This is a genomic window from Pseudomonas sp. DVZ6 (assembly GCF_024259445.1).
Lineage (GTDB): Bacteria > Pseudomonadota > Gammaproteobacteria > Pseudomonadales > Pseudomonadaceae > Aquipseudomonas > Aquipseudomonas peradeniyensis.
The window spans coordinates 41,883-62,867 of the sequence record NZ_JANCLM010000040.1; the positions used below are offsets into that span (position 1 = coordinate 41,883).

The 20,985-nt window shown below is 58.3% G+C and carries 16 protein-coding genes; 3 read left to right on the top strand and 13 right to left on the bottom strand.

Annotated elements, in window-relative coordinates:
* Positions 1-72 precede the first annotated feature (72 nt).
* Both speB and NMG10_RS21140 read left to right on the top strand, forming a co-directional pair.
* Positions 73-1,023: an agmatinase gene (gene speB / locus NMG10_RS21135; protein WP_062574808.1), complete on the top strand. Its 951-nt coding sequence runs from the start codon at positions 73-75 to the stop codon at positions 1,021-1,023.
* A gap of 287 nt (positions 1,024-1,310) precedes the next feature.
* On the top strand, positions 1,311-2,690 hold the full coding sequence (locus NMG10_RS21140; protein WP_232857323.1) for a sodium:solute symporter: 1,380 nt from the start codon (positions 1,311-1,313) through the stop codon (positions 2,688-2,690).
* Between the two features lie 210 nt (positions 2,691-2,900).
* On the opposite strand, the gene NMG10_RS25975 is transcribed toward NMG10_RS21140, so the two are convergent.
* Together NMG10_RS25975 and NMG10_RS21145 are read right to left on the bottom strand one after the other, a co-directional pair.
* Positions 2,901-3,029, bottom strand: a complete 129-nt coding sequence (locus tag NMG10_RS25975) for a PA1414 family protein (RefSeq protein WP_256206021.1) — start codon at positions 3,027-3,029, stop codon at positions 2,901-2,903.
* 124 nt (positions 3,030-3,153) lie between these two features.
* On the bottom strand, positions 3,154-4,029 hold the full coding sequence (locus NMG10_RS21145) for a LysR family transcriptional regulator (RefSeq protein WP_254465079.1): 876 nt from the start codon (positions 4,027-4,029) through the stop codon (positions 3,154-3,156).
* Between NMG10_RS21145 and NMG10_RS21150 the strand changes: the two genes are divergently transcribed.
* A complete protein-coding gene (locus NMG10_RS21150; protein ID WP_254465077.1) occupies positions 3,970-5,088 on the top strand; it encodes a YbfB/YjiJ family MFS transporter in 1,119 nt (372 codons plus the stop codon). The genes NMG10_RS21145 and NMG10_RS21150 overlap by 60 nt on opposite strands.
* A gap of 255 nt (positions 5,089-5,343) precedes the next feature.
* On the opposite strand, the gene NMG10_RS21155 is transcribed toward NMG10_RS21150, so the two are convergent.
* The 11 genes from NMG10_RS21155 to NMG10_RS21205 form a co-directional block, all read right to left on the bottom strand.
* Positions 5,344-6,270 carry a DMT family transporter gene (locus NMG10_RS21155; RefSeq protein WP_186600156.1) on the bottom strand — a complete coding sequence of 309 codons (927 nt, stop codon included), beginning with the start codon at positions 6,268-6,270 and terminating at the stop codon, positions 5,344-5,346.
* Between the two features lie 274 nt (positions 6,271-6,544).
* On the bottom strand, positions 6,545-7,030 hold the full coding sequence (locus NMG10_RS21160) for a pentapeptide repeat-containing protein (protein WP_232857321.1): 486 nt from the start codon (positions 7,028-7,030) through the stop codon (positions 6,545-6,547).
* Positions 7,031-7,146: 116 nt separating this feature from the next.
* Complete coding sequence (locus NMG10_RS21165) at positions 7,147-7,746, bottom strand: hypothetical protein (protein ID WP_232857320.1); 600 nt, start codon at positions 7,744-7,746, stop codon at positions 7,147-7,149.
* A 77-nt stretch (positions 7,747-7,823) separates the two neighbouring features.
* The gene (locus tag NMG10_RS21170) at positions 7,824-8,054 is read right to left on the bottom strand and encodes a hypothetical protein (RefSeq protein WP_232857319.1); all 231 of its coding nucleotides are present in this window, start codon (positions 8,052-8,054) and stop codon (positions 7,824-7,826) included.
* Between the two features lie 194 nt (positions 8,055-8,248).
* The gene (locus NMG10_RS21175; RefSeq protein ID WP_110739570.1) at positions 8,249-8,488 is read right to left on the bottom strand and encodes a hypothetical protein; all 240 of its coding nucleotides are present in this window, start codon (positions 8,486-8,488) and stop codon (positions 8,249-8,251) included.
* 434 nt (positions 8,489-8,922) lie between these two features.
* Positions 8,923-9,249, bottom strand: coding sequence for a hypothetical protein (locus NMG10_RS21180; RefSeq protein WP_232857318.1), 327 nt, complete (start codon positions 9,247-9,249; stop codon positions 8,923-8,925).
* Positions 9,250-9,518: 269 nt separating this feature from the next.
* Positions 9,519-9,968: a hypothetical protein gene (locus NMG10_RS21185; protein WP_232857317.1), complete on the bottom strand. Its 450-nt coding sequence runs from the start codon at positions 9,966-9,968 to the stop codon at positions 9,519-9,521.
* Between the two features lie 139 nt (positions 9,969-10,107).
* Positions 10,108-10,638, bottom strand: coding sequence for an SMI1/KNR4 family protein (locus NMG10_RS21190; RefSeq protein ID WP_232857316.1), 531 nt, complete (start codon positions 10,636-10,638; stop codon positions 10,108-10,110).
* 349 nt (positions 10,639-10,987) lie between these two features.
* Positions 10,988-11,341, bottom strand: a complete 354-nt coding sequence (locus tag NMG10_RS21195; protein WP_232857314.1) for a hypothetical protein — start codon at positions 11,339-11,341, stop codon at positions 10,988-10,990.
* 1,007 nt (positions 11,342-12,348) lie between these two features.
* On the bottom strand, positions 12,349-12,609 hold the full coding sequence (locus tag NMG10_RS21200; RefSeq protein ID WP_232857313.1) for a hypothetical protein: 261 nt from the start codon (positions 12,607-12,609) through the stop codon (positions 12,349-12,351).
* A gap of 660 nt (positions 12,610-13,269) precedes the next feature.
* The gene (locus NMG10_RS21205) at positions 13,270-20,880 is read right to left on the bottom strand and encodes a hemagglutinin repeat-containing protein (protein ID WP_254465078.1); all 7,611 of its coding nucleotides are present in this window, start codon (positions 20,878-20,880) and stop codon (positions 13,270-13,272) included.
* Positions 20,881-20,985: the final 105 nt, after the last annotated feature.

The window sequence follows — 20,985 nt, forward strand, 5'->3', positions numbered from 1 at the left end:
ACCAGAGCACCAAGGCGCGCGGCGGCACAGGTTCGAACAAACAGAACAATCGACCGACTGATGAGGCCCACCGTGGACAAGATTCTCCACCAACCACTGGGCGGCAACGAAATGCCGCGTTTCGGCGGCATCGCCACCATGCTCCGTCTCCCCCACCTGCAAAGCGCCGAAGGGCTCGACGCCGCGTTCATCGGCGTGCCCCTGGACATCGGCACCTCGCTGCGCTCGGGTACCCGCTTTGGCCCACGGCAGATCCGCGCCGAGTCGGTGATGATCCGCCCGTACAACATGGCCACCGGCGCCGCCCCGTTCGACTCGCTGTCGGTGGCCGACATCGGCGACGTGGCGATCAACACCTTCAACCTGCTGGACGCCGTGCGCATCATCGAAGAGGCCTACGACGAGATCGTCGAGCACAATGTCATCCCGCTGACCCTCGGTGGCGACCACACCATCACCCTGCCGATCCTGCGCGCCCTGCACAAGAAGCACGGCAAGATCGGCCTGGTGCACATCGACGCCCACGCCGACGTCAACGACCACATGTTCGGCGAGAAGATCGCCCACGGCACCACCTTCCGCCGCGCCGTGGAAGAAGGCCTGCTCGATTGCGACCGCGTGGTGCAGATCGGCCTGCGTGCCCAGGGCTACACCGCCGACGACTTCAACTGGAGCCGTCGCCAGGGCTTCCGTGTGGTCCAGGCCGAAGAGTGCTGGCACAAGTCGCTGGAGCCGCTGATGGCCGAAGTGCGCGAGAAAGTCGGTGGCGGTCCGGTGTACCTGTCGTTCGACATCGACGGCATCGACCCGGCCTGGGCGCCCGGTACCGGCACCCCTGAGATCGGCGGCTTGACCACCATCCAGGCGATGGAGATCATCCGCGGCTGTCACGGCCTGGACCTGATCGGCTGCGACCTGGTCGAAGTCTCCCCACCGTACGACACCACCGGCAACACCTCGCTGCTGGGCGCCAACCTGCTGTTCGAAATGCTCTGCGTGCTGCCGGGCGTGGTACGTCGCTAGCCGTCAAGCACCGCCCTTTGTAGGAGCGGCCTTGTGCCGCGAAAGGGGCGCACAGCGCCCCCGGTTTTCAGCGTTTTCGCAGAGAACGCCGGGGCTGCCTTGCAGCCCTTTCGCGGCACAAGGCCGCTCCTACACACAGGGCGTTGCGCTGCAAGCGATTGCTTGACCCCGGCAGGAGCCATTCGGGAGGGCCATAGAGGCCCGCCAACACATGACAGGACCGCCGGGCGCCTTGCAGCGTCCAGACGGCCGATCTCGCCATAATAAAGATAATCGGGAGACCCCCAATGGCCTTGGACATCATCGTTGTACTGATCTATGCCGCCGGCATGCTCGCCCTCGGCTGGTACGGCATGCGGCGCGCGAAGACCCACGAAGACTACCTGGTGGCCGGGCGCAACCTCGGCCCGACCCTGTACATGGGCACCATGGCCACCACCGTGCTCGGCGGCGCCTCCACCGTCGGCACCGTGCGCCTGGGCTACGTCCACGGCATTTCCGGTTTCTGGCTGTGCGCCGCCCTGGGCCTGGGGATCATCGCCCTCAACCTGTTCCTGGCCAAGCCGCTGCTGCGCCTGAAGATCTTCACCGTCACCCAGGTGCTGGAGCGCCGCTACAACCCGATGGCCCGCCAGGCCAGCGCGGCGATCATGCTCGCCTACGCGCTGATGATCGCGGTGACCTCAACCCTGGCCATGGGCACCGTGCTGCAGGTGCTGCTCGACGTGCCGTTCTGGATGGCCCTGCTGTTCGGCGGCGGCGTGGTGGTGGTGTACTCGACCATCGGCGGCATGTGGTCGCTGACCCTGACCGACATCGTCCAGTTCGTCATCAAGACCGTGGGCCTGATGTTCATCCTGCTGCCGGTGTGCCTGTACAAGGCCGGTGGCTGGGACGCCCTGGTGGCCAAGCTGCCGGCGGCCAGCTTCAGCTGGACCACCATCGGCTGGGACACCATCATCACCTACTTCCTGATCTACTTCTTCGGCATCCTGATCGGCCAGGACATCTGGCAGCGGGTGTTCACCGCCCGTGACGAGAAGGTCTGCCAGCGCGCCGGCACCACCGCCGGTGTCTACTGCGTGCTGTACGGCCTGGCCTGCGCCCTGATCGGCATGGCCGCCCATGTACTGATGCCGGACCTGGCCAACCCGAACAACGCCTTCGCCGAGATGATCAAGGGCCAACTGCCCGAGGGCATCCGTGGCCTGCTGATGGCCGCCGCCCTGGCCGCGATGATGTCCACCGCCAGCGCGGGCCTGCTGGCCGCCTCGACCACCCTGACCGAAGACCTGCTGCCCAAGCTGCGCGGCGGCAAGCAGTCGAGCCTGGGCATCAACCGCCTGTTCACCCTGCTCACCGGCCTGGTGGTACTGGGTATCGCCCTGGCGGTGAACGATGTGATCAGCGCCCTGACCCTGGCCTACAACCTGTTGGTGGGCGGCATGCTGATCCCGCTGATCGGCGCGATCTTCTGGAAGCGCGCGACCACCGCGGGGGCCATCGCCAGCATGTCGCTGGGCTTTAGCACCGCGCTGTTGTTCATGTTCAAGGACGGCCTGGAGGCCAACACGCCGATCTACTACAGCCTGGCGATCGGCCTGGTGAGCTTCGTGGTGGTCAGCCTGGCTTCGCGCAAGCCAGTGGCGACGGTGAACCTGGCCTGAGGCCACTTCCACACCATCCCCTGTAGGAGCGGCCTTGTGCCGCGAAAGGGCTGCGTAGCGGCCCCTGTCTCGGCTAAGCGCTGAATCCGACGGGGCCGCTTTGCGGCCCTTTCGCGGCACAAGGCCGCTCCTACAGGGATGAGAGGTTCAAGCCGGTAAAACGCAAAAGGCCGCCGTATCACTCGGATGCGGCGGCCTTTTTGTCAGTTGTCAGCGCCGACGCGGCTGGCGCTTGCGCTGTTCTTCGTCGGTCGGGATCGGCACCGGCTGCAACGGTGGCGGGAGCAAGCCCAAGGCGACGGCGAGGTCGTGGAGCCAGTTATACATGCGTTCGTTCATAATGCCCCCTTGACGGGTCAGCCTCTTGGTCAATCGATCCTGCGGTGCGTCATACAGATCATAGCCCGATGTCCTGTATTGCGCATGCCTCTGTTCCTACACATAGGGCCGATTCTGACCCGGATCAAGCGCAGACGGCAGCTTCCGACAGTCGGTCAATCGTTTCGCTTTGTTGCAAGTCGATCCAGGCCTGCAGATTCGCCCCGCGTTTGCCCTGGCGCCACATCAGCCAGGTCATCGCCTGGTCGAACGGTGCCTGCAGCCGATGCGCCCGCACCTGCTCGCGGCCCGGCAGGCTGTCGAGCATGGACTGCGCCATCAACGCCACCCCGGCCCCGGCGATCACGCAGGCCAGCATGCTCTGGTACGACTCGATCTCCATGACCCGCCCCATGGGCGTGTGGGCATGGGCGTACCAGGCTTCCAGGCGCATGCGGTACGAGCAGCCCTGGCGGAAGGTGAACACCGCTTTGCCGGCGACATCCCTGGCGCTGTGCACCGCCGGGTGCTCGGGGCTGGTGATCAGCACCAGGGTCTCCTCGCACAGCGGCACGCCATCCAGCCCGGCCAGATTGAGCGGGCCGTCCACCAGCGCCGCGTCCAGCCGATGGCTGAGCACCCCTTCCAGCAGCTCGGCACTGGGCGCCGCCTGCACCTGCAGGTTCACCGCCGGGTAGGCCTGGTGGTAGCGCGCTAGCAACGCCGGCAAGTGGATAGCCGCCGTGCTGTACATGGTGCCCAGCACGAAGTCCCCCGCCGGCTGGCCGCCCTGCACCGCGGCCAACGCCTCGTCACGCAGGTTGGACAGCCGGTGGGCGTAGTCCAGCAGCACCTTGCCGGCCGGCGACAGCTGCAAGCGCTGGCGCTCGCGCAGGAACAGCTCCACCCCCAGTTGCTCCTCAAGCTGGCGCAGGCGCGTCGACAGGTTCGACGGCACCCGGTGCAATCGCTCGGCGGCGCGGGTCACCGAGCCCTCCTCGGCCACGGCCTGGAGGGCCAGTTCGACCTCACCGCCGGCGGCCTGGTCGCCGCCGCCAACTACCTGGGCTACTTCCTCGGCGCGGTGGACGCCATGTTCGCCCGTCAGCCCGCCCAGGTGCGCCTGCGCCTGCATGGAGGCCTGTGGCTGTGCGTGCTGCTGACCCTGGCCTCGTGGGCTGCCGACGATTTCTGGAGCCACCTGCTGCTGCGTTTCGGCACTGGCGTGGCCAGCGCCTGGGTGCTGGTGATGATTGCCAGCCTCAGCCAGCAACTGGCCAGCGCCCAAGGCCGACAGCGCCTCGGCGCACTAGTGTTCGCCGGGCCCGGCGTCGGCATCGCGGTGACGGGCGTGCTGGCCCTGGGCGCGCACCTGCTGGGGCTGGATTCGGCAGCCCTGTGGCTGGTCTATGGCGTCGCCGCGCTGGTCATGCTGCTAGCAGTGCTGCCATGGCTGCCACGAGCGCTGGAACCCACCGCCACGCCTGCGGCCGTCAACGAACAAGGCCGTGGCACCGGCATCGGACGCCTGGGCCTGGTTTATGCGCTCTACGGGATCGGCTACATCCTGCCAGCCACCTTCCTGTCGCAGATGGCCAGCCAGCAGTTCCTCGGACAGTGGCAGGCCGACCTGTTCTGGCCCGCGTTCGGATTGGCATCGGCGCTCGGCGTGGCCATCGTCAGCCAGCGCCGCCCGGGGCGGACCTCTGCCTGGCTGACCACCACCCTGTGGCTGCAAGGGCTCGGCGTACTGGCCTGCCTGCTCGGTGGCGGTATCGGCCTGGCATTGGGCGTGCTGCTGTGCGGCGGGCCGTTCCTGGCCTGCATGCAACTGGTGATGCAGCGCTCGCGAGAGCTGGCGCCCCATGCCACGCAGCGCAATGCCGGGCTGCTGACTGCGTGCTTTGCCCTGGGGCAGTTGAGCGGGCCGTTGCTGGCGGCGTTGAGCAGTCATTTCAGTGGTGGATTACAGCCAGCATTGGTGTTGGCAGCGGCAGGGTTGGCCGTGGCCGGAGTGCTGGCCGTGACAGGAGGTCATTACCTGCAGGATTGCCACTCAAATGCCCGTACTGCCGGGTGATGGTGGGTTCAGTTCAGCAACAGATCGAAATCATTTGTGCCTCTCTGGGCAACGTTTCATTGGCTACATTCTCCAGCACTCGCAGAGGACGCAAAATGACTGAAACGTTCCATGAATTCGACGCTGCCGCCTATCTGGCTTCTCCGGAAACCATCGCACAGTTCATGGCTGACGCATTGGAGACAGGAGATGCAGCCTACGTAGCAAAAGCCGTGGACGTGGTGGAACGCGCCAGGGGCCGGCGCGTCTACCCTCTCATCCCACCAGCTTGCGCAACTGCTGCCGCACCCACGCCTCGGCGCTGACCATGACCACCCCGAGCAGCACCATCACCGCGCCGATCACGAAGTTCAGGCTCAGCGGCTCATCCAGCAGCAGCACGCCGAAGGTCACCCCGAACAACGGCGTGATGAAGGAAAACACCGCCAGGTTCGAGGCCAGGTATTTGCGCAGCAACCAGAACCAGGTCAGGTAGCTGACGAACGACACCACGATCCCCTGGAACAGCACACTGCCCACCGCCAGCGGGGTCAGCGAGAAATCGGCGATCTGCCCGCTCACCAGGGCGATCAGCACCAGCCCGACAAACCCCACCGCCAGCTGGTAGAACAGGGTCAGGGTCGCCGGCGCCTCGGACAGGCGCGAGCCGCGCACCACCACCGTGGTCGCGCCCCAGGCCAGGCCTGCCAGGATCGCCATGGCATCGCCCAGCAACATGCGTCCATCGAGGTGTTCGAGGGAAACCCCGCCGGCGAAGGCCAGGGCAATCCCCCCGAAGGCCAGCAGGATGCCCAGCCACTGCAACAGCCGCAGCCGTTCGCTGGGCATCATGAAATGCAGCCCCAGGGCGGTGAAGATCGGCGCGGTGTAGAGGAACACCGACATATGCGCCGCCGAGGTCAGCTTCAGCCCCTCGGCGATGAACAGGAACTCCAGGCCGAACAGCGCGCCGGCCAGCAACCCGGCGCGCCAGGTGCTGCCCACCTGGCTCCAGCCACCCCGCCAGCAGACCAGCAGCCCCACCAGCAGCGCGGCGATGCCATTGCGAAACGCCGCCTGCATGACCGGTGCAATGTCCACGGCAGCGGATTTGATCAGCACCTGCTGGCAGCCCCAGATCAGGCACAGCCCCAGCATGACCTGGAAGGCGAAGGCGTCGGGGTTCTTGCGGACCGCGGTCATGGGCGGCCCCTCAGCGGGTTGAACGACATGGCAAGGCTCGGCAGTGAGAATGGATCCCGATTATCGGGTGACCAGCCTTGGCGATGCCAGTCTAAATTGTCCCGTCTCCGGTCCGTGTCATGGCGAAGGCTTGAGTAATCAGGGGCGTACAGGTTTTCTTGCCGGCATCGCTCGACGGGAGATACGCAGGCTTGCCTCTGGGCATCGACGCATCAAGCCCATCTATTCGGGTTGAACTGAGCGCCATACGTCCCCCAATCACCGTGTCAGCCGATCATAGGATCTCTTCAGAAGGCACTTCAAAAGCAGAATCATCGCTTTGCCGGACTGCGCCTTGAGCGACAGGATCGAATCCTGCTGGCCATCGGGTACTGTCGTTGAACATGGCCAACTGGAATTCTGCCTTCTCGATCCTGCGCGCGCGTAAATCGGCACCGCATAGATTGCTGCCCCTGAATACAGCCCCTCCGATATCAGCCTCTGCCAGGTTGGCAGCGCGCAGGTCGGCCCCGCTGAAGTCGGCAGAGGCGGCCAGCGCCCGAGAAAGATCGGCATTGCGCAGCCGGGCACCATTGAACAGGGCATTGGCCAACGTCGCTCCTCGCATGTCGGCAGCGGTCAGATCCGCCTCGATGAACGACGCGTTTCTGAGATCGCTACCAATGAACGTCGTCGCCCTGGCATCCAGGCCGTCGAACTGCGCCCGGTGCAATGACAGTCCATCGAGGTTGGCGCCGGGCAAGTTATCTTGGTCAAACACCCTGCACTCTCCCGTTTCAAAGCACAGTGAGATCATCTCGGCCCATCCAATGATTATCGCGTCCGGCGACCTTTGCGAGCGCCTGGGAAACAGCCTGAGCGTACAACCTGCCCTGCCTACGCCTGGTACAACGAACAAAAATGCTGGCTGACAAGCCTACTCTCCAGCACCTGGAGCAAAGAAAAGTCCAAGCTATCAGACACCACCAGCCCTCGCCTCAGCCCAACGGGAAAATCCTCAAGCGTGGCGTACTCTCCTGGCACTAAAAACCTGAAGTAATCACCCATCGCCGTATCCCCAGCATACCCTTCGGGGTAGTCCTCACCCGCACGGCTACCCTCCACGGCGTGATACACGAATAATCCCTTGTTAAAAGCAAGGTTCGCCTCGCTATAGTTCAGCCGTTCTTCCAGGTCATTTTGCAGTGCGCTTGCTACACTGGCTTTCGACTTATCTTGCCAGCGCCAAGCTGAGTAAAGATCCACTGCAAAGCCACCCTGCTTTGCTGGTGGGTAATCAGAATATTCCTGGGACTCCTGCCAAACAAATTCGCTTATCGAGTCCAGTACCCGTTCTACCTCTTCCAGCCTCAGCAGTACCTCGGGAATGGCCCCGTAGCAATTATTCACCATGACTGCAATTCGACCGAATTTATCCATGGCGAACCAAGTGAACACCTCTCCAAAACCTGGAACCCATTTCTCATTCAGCCCCATCGCCAATCCTCCAAAAACAGACTTAACCCGGCCACGTTCAACCCAATTCTATTTTCCGAGCAACTCGCTACCAACCCTCAAGCCCCTACCTGTTCTACGGCATAGGCCGTGAAACTATTCTTACCTTCCTCCAAATACAATCGTTTGCATTGGGGGCAACGGTAAACTGTCATGGCAGTCACTTCAATCGCCTCATAGAATTGCTCTGAAGACATTGGCCCCACCTCCAGGCGCTCAGCAACCCGCTCGATCACTGACTCAGGCATCAATGTCATTTCATGATCTGACCATCCCTGCGACAAATTCATGACATAACCACATCTACACAAAAACTTTGGCATTCTGCTTTTCCGCTGCCTGCTCTATCGAAGCGTGCCTCTGCCAGGTTGCACTACTTAAACCATCACTAAAAAGGCATGAAATATAACCTGATGACGGTGTCAATACCTACACCTGCATTGGGTACCTTGGGATCCATAAGCCCACTCCGCGAAGCATACGGTCAAATACCATCCAGAAGCGCCTGAAGCTTTCGTGGATCAGCAATGCTGCCGAAGGAATAAATCCACGCTACTGGTAGAGAGAGATCTGGCGATTTCACCTTCAGATAGGGAACAAAATACTCAGCATCCAACAGATACTCCAGCCGTTTGCAGTCCTCGGCCCCCACCACATAAACGAAAGGTCCCTGCTCAGGGTCCAGATGAACCTGAACCCGCTCACCGGTTACAGAATCGATCATAAGTGACTTACCCTCTCTCTTGAAACCTTGGCGAACGCCTATAGCTCGATGCTGTCGAGCAGTGCCTGAAGTTTTACAGGGTCGGCAACGGTACCGAAATAGTACTCGCTCCCCCCATGAACACTAAGGTCCGGGCAAGGGCCTAACCAGTAGAGCACATTGTATTCATCATCAAACAGATCCCGGAGCGCCCCACTGTCCTGAAATGAAAAAACTCTGATATAAGGCCCATAACGGGGATCCATGAGAACCTGGACCCGTTGTTTAGTAATACCGTCAATCATTTTTCACTTCGCCGCCCGCCTAGCCATTTCAACTGATTTTTCACTTAACCTGCTCTCCGACCTCACCCGTAACGGTGATGGGAGCACCACCAAGCGACCCCTTACCCCTGGAAAACATCATTGCAAAGAAAATCAAAGAGAAAAGCTTTGTCAATCCAATGGATGTTCCCTGGCATAGGCCTGCAAATCCTCGAGTGCTATACCCGGTGCACCTGCCGCCAACCACAGCTGGAACTCTGCAGGATAGGGTGACAGCACTACTTGGCCGTCAGCGATCTGAGGCTTCGTCACCTCTCCATATCGCGTGACAAATCTGAGATGCGTTACAACAAGCACCCAGATTCTTCTCAGCCAAGGTGATTCCGGCACCCCCTGTGAGGCATCAGTCAGATAGGGAGACTCTCCTTCGACAAAAGCAAGAAGATCATCGCCCCTACCCGCTTTAATCAAAGCACGAATTAACTCAATCTTTTCCATAATACTACCCAACGACGGAACTCAACCGAGAAATCTGGCATCACTTCGGCATTCTTAAAACCGAGCAAGCACATTATTCACCTAACGGAGCACCCCACACAACAAACAGGTACAAAGGAAGACAGATCTATTCTTCACGCGATCACTTCGATACTCCGCTTCCAGCACTCGACGCTTTCACTGGTAACTTAAGCACCAGACTTCGCCGTCACTCTGGCCACACAACAGCAGAAATCAAAGCAGCAAAAATATATCCACCACATTAAACCTTAGCCCATTCCAAAATAACTTTTCATATGTGCAGTAAGCCCCGCCATATCTTCATATGCCTGCTTTCCGAAGCCAGGATCATTTTTAGCCAGAAACTGCTTCGCAGTTTCATCGTCCCGATTCGCCTGCTCCTCCACATCAAACAAACGTTGAGGAGCAATAACCCAACTATGTCGCCCATCCTCCCTGCCCTCGCCGATCATTGCCCACTTCAAATGCCCCTGATAGACATCCACGCACCTAATCAACTCAGCAACAACCGCAACATCCTCTTTAACGAAACGAAAACAAACTGATGGAGGATATTCAATCTGACTCCTGAGAGACAACCCCGCATGTGTTTTTACAACATACGTACTGGTAGACCCTTTACGCCACTCGGTCTTTCCCAAACACTCAACAATATCTAAAATCTGGCGCCCTTCATGCGTTGCACTCACATCCATCATCTAACCCTTTCAATTGCCCAGCGTTATTTTCTCCGCCGCCACTTGTTAATTCAATGTAATTCTCCCAACCACCTTTTGCTATCAAACATTCAGGAAGCCGTACAAAAGCGGACAAACTCAGCCCCACAACATATAGCGACTACTTGAAAGGCACGAAACGATAAGGAGATCCTCCTCCACTGGGGAAATCCTCCGGCAAGAGTCGTGAGTGGATCTCACTTCTGAGCAGCTTACATAAAAACTCAACACAACCACAGGCGATTAGATCTTCCTCCCCCTGGTCCACACTATGAAGCGCAACGGACCAAGAGTCTGGTTCATCGTTAACAATCCACACCAGCGTCTCGCCATTTTCAGTGAATCCCCAAGGCCAAAACGCCCCCTGAGCTGGGTAGGCTGGCCTAGGATAGTCACCAGGGAACTCAGCTTTCATCACCGCATAAGATTCACGAAAGTAATCACCTTTATAGATATTCAGATCACTACTGCTGAAGAATGGATCGATTACCCATAAAAAATCGTCTATGCACCCCGCCCCAAAACGCTCGATGTAAGCCTTGTAGTCAGCAGGCAATCGGATGCCATGGTCATTTTCCACTCTTGCCCAGTCAGGGTTCGAGTAGGCAGGAGAAGCCGGTGGAGGCAACAGCTTCATTAGGTCGGCAAGCATTACTTGATTCCATTGATGCTAGGGCTGGATATATCCACATTGTAAACCGATGGAGTCTCGAGCGGTCAACGTCACGCCAGTCAGCATTAGGTTGCTGCCTGAGTAGATAAGAATAGCCCAATAGTTTACCGACTCTCCAGCTAGAACGGCTGGTCGTATCTGCCGCACGAACTGAGCCAAGTATAAAATGGTACGATAAAAGGGGACAAATTCACCCCCCTACTCTAACTTCTATCCCCCCTGCATGACCGCTAGACACCTTCATCTAAAGGGATCGAAATTAGAGTAGAAAAAATAGACCTACCACTTTCCGGTCTTTGTCCAGCGAGGCACCTGCGACCTTTCACTTTCAGACAGTCATAATAAATTTCTTCCAGTCTAAGAGCGCCTTCTCAAAATCATTAATACTCAAAACAAAACAACAGCCTTCATCACATAGCGAATATATCTTTGCAACTTGACCCTTGAGCTCCACCCCCCAACTATCACGACTCCAATCGCAACTACCAATAGTTCCAGACCTTACCAAGCCGACTCTAGATAGCCCTTCATCCAGCCAAGCTATCGTGCTTTCATATTTTTGTCCGCCATGATCAGTCAGCAAGCACGCTAAGAAATCTATTCCATCACGACCGAGCACATCAGACCGACAGCCTGGCTCGCGGTCGCTACCTTCGCCACTCCAGAAGAAGACTATTTCCATATAAGCCTAGTATCCATCAGTAAAAAAGCACCAGTAAAGGGGACAGATTTATTTTCCCCACTCTAATTTTTACCGCCCCTGCATGACTGCTAGGACCGAAATTAGAGCAGGGAAAATAAAGCTGTCCCATTTTACCTGCATGACTGTTCGACCCCTTCTCCACTACAGGATCGAAACTAGAGCAAGAAAAATAAATCAGGAAAAATAAATCCGCCCCCTTTTTCCTTTTTACACCATTAAATCATACCAATATTTCGCAACACTCCCTCACTTACAAATTCTAACCCACCAGCTTCCACCTTGGATCCGTCTATGTAATGGGAATGACCACAAACGTCACATTGGTAAGCCAGTAACCCGTTATGCCTACCTATAAAGACGCGCAGCCCAGTAGACTCACACCTAGGGCATTGTTTATCAACTTCAACAGTTATCAAGGCCTCGATTGTATCGCGTAGAAACCGCGCTATAGACTCAACGTCCTTAGCCTGATGTCCCAGAATGACCTTTTTGAAGCGTGTTATATCACTAGGTAAAAATGACGAATAATCAACAGGCATCAAACTTTCATTTACATTCGAAAACTCATCGACCCCATAACTCAAAAACGGCCCAACAGTAAAATACTTATAATTACCTCTGACCCACAAAAGAATAACCCCAAGAACATCTCTTAACGATGACTCTTCACTAAGCAGCATCACAGCCAACTGAAGCTCACGCCACACATGCACAGGGAGAGACCTCATTAGTTCATCACCTTAACCGGGAAGGTACTTATCAAGTTACCGGTTTTATCAGAGAACACCTTTATCACTAAAGTAGCGCAAAGGGGACAGGTTTATTTTCTACACTCTAGATTCGACCTTCCCTGCATGACTGTTCGCCCCCTTCTCTACTACAGGATCGAAACTAGAGCAGGAAAAATAAGTCTGTCCCCTTTTTCGCTTTTCGCCACCAGGAACCGAAATTAGAGCAGTAAAAATACATCTGCCCCGGATGGCATACTATTCCTTTTCTTCAAGATAGGGCCAATATTCTGCCCCTTCATCCTTTCTTATCCAAACTCGACCGCACGCAGGACAAGTAATAGCCTCTTTACCAACTACATCTATACGATCAAAAAACTCATCAAAAGGGATTCTTCCTTTATCAGCTCGCCCCGCCAACTCATACAACAACTTATTTGGAACGAGAGTGAACTCCTCTGAAACAGGAGAACTAACCAAGCTAATGACATGAGTGCATCGACATAGAAACTTAGCCATTTTATCTCCCTAACAAGCTATTAATAGCCTGCCTATGTAACGCAAAAAAACGCAAAAGGGGACAGATTTATTTTTCCTGCTCTAGATTCGACCTGCCCTGCATGACTGTTCGACCCCTTCTCCACTACAGGATCGAAACTAGAGCAGGAAAAATAAATCTGTCCCCTTTTTCATTTTCTGTAACCGCTAGACACCTTCGCCTAAAGGAATCGAAACTATAGTAGAAAAAAAATAGATCCACCTCCTTTTCCTCAAAACAAAGTCAACTACTTTACTCAAACCACACCGACGCGGGGCATACTGATTATGTCCATATTTCCGTACCATCCTCGTAAATCCAAACGAGGCCTCCGGGCACCCAACTATTTCCATCTTTGGTAACCCAAAATAGCGCTTCGTCGATGTCTTCTTCTGCAGGCCAAGCCAAATCAAATGCAGCAATTTGTTCAGCAACAGCTCCGACCAATGGTTCCCCACTAGCGAGAAATACCCTACCCTCTAGAAGTAGGGTAGCCAGCACTTCTAAGAAAATATGCTTACGGTCATTATAACCCTCATCCGAGTATATCTTGCATACGCTTAACCACAATGCATCAACGGCTAAACCTTGACTCCACTCCACAATTTCCCTGAACTCTTCTGAGTCTCGACAGCATGAAATCATTTGAATTTCACCTCTAATTTTGGAGCTTTCACTCCTGGATGCCCAATGATATCAATTGTCCATTGGGCGCCGGACTCTGCAGTAGAGCTTGAACCATTGCGCAAATTTATTTTTACACCATCGGCCCGGACCAATGCATAAAGATCGACAGCTTGACCTCGAATGGTGATCGACTTGGGTGCTGGTAGCTGTTCAACACCTCCGAGCTGCATAAAATAGGACTTCACCATACCTTCCGAAGCACCTACATATACTGGGGCATTTTTACTAACCCCCGGATCTGCCTTCAACGTTTTTCCATTTATTGTTAGCTCAAAATCCTTTGGCGGTAGTGACTTATTGGAAAACTGCGAAATCAGGTCATCCATGCGCTCATTCGCGAGCTTTTCCATTGCCGTATGCGACTTGGTAGATACCTCATCAGGCTTGGACTCCTGCCCCCTCCCATCTGTAGAGCGACTTCCGTCAGAACCGGTCGGCTCGCCCGGTTTGGCAAAATGCTCTTCGTTTCCTTTATCTCCCGTCGACTTGGCGTGATCATTAGGCGAGTCTTTAACGCTACCACCTTTGCGAATAGACGAGATCCCCGTGCCGATGATACTGGCAATTAGATTCCCGCCGCCCATGAGATACCGATCGAAATCGTCTTCTTTCTTCAGGCCCTGCCCTTCCATGTGTTCGGCAATTTTCTGCCCCACATACTCCTGCATGCCGTGCAGACGCTCCATCAACGCCTGACCGAGTGGCGTCTGCTCTGCCGCGCTCATGGCTACGGCCTGGATTACCCCCTTGGGTCCTTGGGTGAGCGCCAGCACGATGCCGATGGCCTGAGCTTTGTCCTGATTCTGATCAATGAACCTTTGAACGCTCGACAACGAGCGCAGATTGTCTTGCAGCAGCGTCAGTTTTTCTGCGTCGATATCAATGTCTGGCAGGACAACGCCAGGTTGTCCATCTCTCGGTTTCAACGTCTCTTCGACTACCGCCTTCGCTTGTGCAATGGTCTCCGGCTCGATGTTCCAGAAGCGGCTCAACTCACCCAAGACGTTCTGCTGGAACTTTTCATCCGCCATCATCGCCATGGCATCAGCCCGGCTCTTACCACTGAGAATCAGTTGCTCCAGGGTTTGCTCAGCGAACTCGCGACTAGTGACGCCAGTGACACCTGCCGCCAACTCACGCCCCATCAACCGTTCCAGGCGATTGAGGGAGGCATTGATCCCAACGCTCGCGGCTTCGAAGTTCTTCAGCGCCGTCTTGTCGTAGTCGAGGAGACCATCGCTCCACTTCTGCAGCGTCTCTTTCGGATTCAGCGCATCGTGCAGCGAGCTGTCGGTCACATAGAGATCGGTGCGCGACTCCTTGTCCCGCGTGATCTCATAGGCTTTGTCGAGGTCACGGTTCAGGCCGACGGTGGAGTCCTGGCCGGTCTCGGCGTCCTTGCGCACAGTGATATCACCTGCACCCACGGTGGCACGGACGGTCTGCTCACGGTCCTTTTCATACTCCCAGCCGCTGACGCTCCAGCTGGTCTGGCTCTTCGAGCCCTTCTCCCCCTTACCTTCGCCTTCGGCAACCTTGCCATTGGACGGGTCTTTATCGGCATTGGCCGAACCCTTTTTCCAGCTACCCCCCACGTTCAGGTAGTAACCGTGCTCCTGATCCTTGCCAGCGATATCGCTGAATCCCAGGGTGCCAGTATCAAGCTTGAGATTGCCGTTGTCGGCAGCGATCAGCGCACCGTCGAGCTGGGTGTGGTTTTCGGTGCGGATATCGACCTTATCACGCCCGGTGATGCGCGTCTGGTCCTCGACCCACTCGGTCTTGCCAGTGGTCTTGCCATAGCCGACCGAGCCACTGACACCGGCACCCGGGCCCACGGTGACGGTGGCATTGATGTCGAACTCGTTGCCCTTTACCTCGCCTGTGTCGATCGCTGAGGCCACGTTGAGGTTGCCGCCGACACGGCCGATCACTTCGTCGCCGCGTACTTGGGCACCCTTGATGTTGGTGTCCTTGCCGCTGGTGAACTTCAATTGGTCACCGGCGTAGACATAGGCTTGCTCATGGCGCTGGGCCTCGCGCTCGAGATGTCCTTTGCCCAGGTTGACGCTGGCATACACCCCAACACCTTCTGAGCCGAAGGTCAGTCCCACCTCGCCACCGCCGCTGCGGCGGTTCTGCTCCTGCTGACTGTCATTCTGCGCGGCGCGGATGTTCAGGTCGTTGCCAGCGTTCAACTCGACATCACGCCCGCCCTTCACCTGGCTACCGATAATGTTCAGATCGTTGCTGGCTTCGATCCGGACATCGCGCCCGGCCTCCAGTTGCGCTGGCGTCGAAGTACCCTGCTGGCTGTCGTTGCTGGCAATGCCGTGGCTACCACCAATACCAATTTTGAAGCCACCGCTGGTACCGCCGTGGATGCCCCCCCAGCTCTGCGACCGGTTGCTTTCCTGGCTGCTGCTGCCCTTGGCCACATCAATGTTGATATCGCGCCCCTTGACGTCGATATCCCGCCCGGCCTGCACCTGGCTGCCCTTGATATTGACGTCGTTGCCCGCCTGCAGCTTCACATCGTTGCCAGCGTCCAGCGTCGAGGGACGGTTGTTCTGTTCGACACTTTGCTGGCTGCTGGTCTGCTTGCTGCTGCCGATCTTGCCGTCACCGGTCGGGCCGGCGAGGAATTGACTGATCGCATCCAGGGTCTGCAGGGCGCTGGAGCCCTTGCTCACCCCATTCTCGCCCTTGCCGGTGTTGCTCAGCGCGTCCTTGGTCTTGCCCAGGTTATGATTGACCGAGCCACTGATACCGTGCCCCTCGTACTCACGCTCCTGTTCCTGGATACGGGTTTCGCGTCCCGCGTCGATGTTGATATCGCGACCGGCGCCCAGGCTGATGTCATGTCCGGCCACCAGGTCGGAGCCAGTCTGGTTGATGTCGCGACCGGCCTTGACATCCAGATCCTGCCCGGCCTGGATGCGACTACCAGCAGCCAGCTGCTCGCGCAGACGGTCCTTGGCCTTCTCCTTCTCGACACCGGCGAAGAAGTTCATGCCGTTGTCGTCACTGTCGAAACGCAGGCCTGTCTTGCTCGAACTCGACCAGTGCGAGTTGTCGCTCTGGTTCTGCGCGGCGCTGACATTTACATCGCGCCCGGCGTTGAGGCTGACGTTGCGCACGGCGCTGACACCGCTGCCCAGCACGTTGATATCGCGAGCCGCCTGCAGGGTGGCGTCATGCTCACCACTCACCTGACTGCCGACGCTGGTGCTGCTGCGAGCCTCCTGCCCGGAAGCCTTGGCCGAACCGATCGACACCGATGGCAGGACCGTGCCCGGTGCGATCGGCATCATCAGCGCTGCCGGGTTCAGGATGATCTCGGGGGAAAGCGACAGTTTGAACTTCTTCTTGTATTCCTCCGACCGGCTATAGGCCGTGTCATTGGCCGACACCAGGTTGATGTCACCCGCCTTGTCGATCAACCCCGCACGCAGCTCGACGTCCTTGCCGGCATTGGCCTCACTGGCGCGCAGGCGCACATCGCTGCCTGCGGCGATGACGATGTCGTTACCCGCATCCAGCTCGCTGCCGACCTGCTTGGCCTGGGTCTGCAGCTGGCTCTTGCCGCTCTTCGACAGGCCCAGGAAGCCGGACTTGGTCTTCTTGCTGTACTCGCCGTGCTCCTCGACGCCGGACAGCACCGCCACATCGCCGGTGGCACCGAGCATGACATCGCCGCCGGCCTTGAGCTGGCTGCCGATCACCGAGACATCGCGACCACCGTCCAGGGCAATGCCGCCGCCCTCCTTCTTGCTGACGTTGACGGTCAGGTCGCCACCGGCCTCGATCACCGAGGCGACGTTGGTGCTGTGGTAGCTCTCCTGCTGCTTGGAGCTGCTGCGACCGAACGAGCCCTTGCTCTTCTTCAGGTAGTACGAAGCGCTTTCGTTCTGCTCGGAGGCGATGGTCAGGTCGCGCTCGGCATCGATATCGACAGCGCCCTTGCCCTTGACCTGGCTGGCGACGATGGCCATGTCCTGGCCCGCGGACAGCGAGACGTCGCCACCGGCCTTGACCGTGGTCGAGACCTGGGTGACCTGGTCATTGGACTGGGTGACCTTCTTGCTGCGGCTGAAGCTGTGGGCTTCGTTGGCGGCGGAGGTCAGGTTCAGGTCCTCGCCGGCGGCCAGGGTAAGGTTGCGGCCCGCGTCGATCTGGCTGGCCACGGCGGTGAGGTCGCGGCTGGCGCCGATGCTCAGGTCGCGGCCGGCCTCAAGGCTGGCGCCATGTTGCTGCACTGCGCTGCTACGCCGGGATCCGCTATAGAACCCCTCGCGCTGCTCGACCGCCAACAGGCTCACGTCGCGGCCGGCACTGAGCGACAGGTCCCCCTCGCTCTTGATCACGCCACCGATGTTCTTGATGTCCTGGCCCGCCTTCAGGGCCAAGCCACTGGACGCCTCGATGCGCGCGGCGCTGTCGAGATAGTCCCATTGGTTGGTCACACCACCATAGGACATGGCATGGCGAACCTGGTCGCGCTGGTTGATGATGTCGCCGTTGACCGCCGTGAGACTCACATCGCGTCCGGTGATGATGCCGCCGGCGCTGTTGCTCAGGTTGTTGCCGGCCAGCAGTTCCAGGCGTTCTCCCGCCTGGACCAGGCCAGTGTTGACCAGGTTGTTGCCGGCGGTGGCGGACAGGTTGCGGCTGGCGTGCAAGGTACCGGCGTTGGTCAGGTTCTCGCCGGCGATCAGTTGTACGTCCTGGCCGGCGATCAGCGCCCCGTTGGGCGCCAAGCGGTTGTTGGCCTGGGCCAGGTAGAGCACCGGGACCAGCACTTCCTCGCCATTGACCACGTGCTTTTCCATCCACACGATGTCATGGGTCAGCGCCGCCACCTGGGAGGCCGTCAGGCCCACACCCAGGCTGAGCTGGAGCTGGTCCTTGCTGCGGATGGCGTTGTCCATCAGGTACTTGAACAACTGCTCGCCGGAGGTCTGGCCATCGATGAACTGTTGGCCGGTACGGGCTACCACCGCTTGCTGGATCAGACGTTGCTCGTAGAGACCATCGCCAAGGCGCTTCCAGCTCTGGTCCGGGTCATAGCCCAGGTTGCCGAGCAGATAGTCGGAACTCATGAACTGCTTGAGGTCGGTCAGGACCGGGTTGGTCTCGATCAGGTACTTGTGTGGCTTGCTGGTGTGTTGGCTATCCGGCATCCGGGTGACCCCCGGGATGTCAGGACGAGCGCTGATGCCCAGGTTGCCACCGGCAGTCAACTCGCGAACATCGGCACCGGGATGTCGTTGCGACAGGGATACTTCAACCGGCGCGCCATTCGGCGCGTTGACACCGATGGCGCTGGCAGTGCCACCCACGGCTCCACCCTGATGGGCAATTCGGTCGATTTGCTGATGATTCTGTTCTACCGCTCTGGCATCGATGGCCTGCAACGCCCCAGGCTGTGTGCCGGACACCATCGCCCGACGGTCCTGGATCGTGACGTCTGCACTGCCAAGCTTCCAGCTCTGGGCTGGGCTACCCGAAACGCTCCCACCCTGGCCACTCAGGCGGAACAGGCCATTCTGACCGGTAGGTAACGTAAAGCCGCCAAAGGCAAGCGGATTGACCTGCTGTTGCGCGAGGTCAGGGGGAAGCTGGGCATGAATATTGATAAGCGTGTTACCGGACGCCCCTGGGAGTTTCGGGTCGAACGCCTTGGCGGTCGGACCACTGACCGTAAGCCCTTCCTGGATAACACTGTTGGTCAGACTCTTGGTTGCATTGATGCTGACCCGACCACCCGCCTGAACGACAGCATTTGCTGCGCCAACTTGTCCGTCGTGCACAACAGTTCGAGTTTCAAAGAAATTGATACCTTGCACAGCCGCTGGAAGGGGCACTGTGGAGTTCGGATTGTAAGCAGGTGCGGCCCCGAAGGCGCTCATATTGAAGCCGCCAAGATACTGCGTCCAACCGACATAAACTATATCGTTACCATTTCCAGAAGGTCCGGCCTGGTGAAACGACGGAGTCGTTCGCGATTCGTTCCAGTTGGCATCCCAGAAGCGCATCGTGCCGACGTTGTAGCGATTTTTACGGAAACCTGCGGTAACCTGGGTGTATCCAGGATCATGAGCAGCATTATAGGTCGTAACTGCACTCCAGAAAGGCCATGCATTTTTTGCGTAGTAATTAGGAAGTGCAAATGACTTCAGCTCGGAATAGGTACCTAGTGCCTTACCTTCATTAATAAAATCCTGCACATTGACTGCGATATCGTGCCCAGCCGTTATCACCGAGGCCGCGTTCTCCATGCGAGTGCCCAGTACAGAAAGATCGCGTCCGGCTCTAATTGCTCCCGCAGGGGAATCTATCTCTACTTTTTTCTCGTAATACTCCTCAAGCACCATATGCCCGGCAAGCTGCCCGGTCTGTCGCATACCAATCGCACTCCACTTCGGCGTGCCAGTGGTCTTGAATATTTCTTTCCTGTTCTGAATGTTCGTGGCATTAAGACGCATGTCCCCGGCACTTTCCAAACTGCCAGAAACGTTATCCACCAGATCTGCTAGACCGCCCGCCCCATCCCGCGCCACCGTCAGCCCACCCTGGCTGTAAACATCCCCATAGAAGTTGGTCAGGCTACTGGCGTACAGCTGCATGCCCCCGCCGCTGAACAGCAACCCATGGTCATTGCGCAGGCTATCGCTGGTCACCCGTACCAGCTGGTTGCCACCCAAAGTCCCCAGGTTGTTCACGCTACCGGCGTTGACCAGCAGATCGCCCGCCGTGCTCAACCGCCCCTGGTTGCTCAACAGACCCGCAATATTGATCGTGGTGTTGCCCACGCCCGTGACGCTGCCATTGGAGCCCAGGGCCATCTGCGCCGCGCTCAACCCCAGCGTGCCCAGGCTGCTGACCCGACCATTGCCGCCATAGCTGCCGCCCAGGTTCAGGCTGAGGGTACCGTCACTGGCGATCAGGCCATCGTTGCTCCAATTGCCGCCGTTGCCCACCAGGCTGTCGAGGGCCAGCAACTGGCCGCCGTCGGTCTGGGTGAGGTTGTTGACGTTGACCGTCAGGCGCCCGGCCTGGATCACGCTGGCGTTGGTCCAGCTGTCGGCGGTCAAGGTCAGACCGCCGCGGGTGCTGAGGCTACCGCCAGCCTGGGTGAGGATGGTGGTGTCGATGTCCAACACGCCCTTGCCCGCGTGCAGCACCTTGCCACCGACGTTCTGCAGCAGGCCGGCGCCGAGGGTCAGGTCACTGCTGCCGATCTCCACCTGGCCGTTGCGGTTGTCGAACAGCCCGCCAATGGCGAACTGGCTCTTGCCGCTGGTGCCCACGGCACGCAGTTGTCCCCCCTGGTTGTCCAGGCTGGCGGCTGTAATGGCCAGGGTGCTGGCGCTTTCGACGACACCGCTGCGGTTGTCCAGGGCGCCATTAAGCCCCAGTTCGATACGCTGGCCGACCATTTCGCCACGCGCGTCACCACCGTTGAGCAGGCTGGCGCCGGTGACCTTGAGCAGGCCGCTGGCGGAGATGCCGCCGTCGCGGTTATCCAGCTGCCCGGCGCGGATCAGCGCATCACCGCCCACTGCTGCGATACGCCCGCCGTGGTTGTCCAGATTGGCGCTCTGCAGATCGAGGCCCAGTGCCTGGAGAACGCCGCGCTGGCCATTGGCGTCGCTGCCGTTACGCAA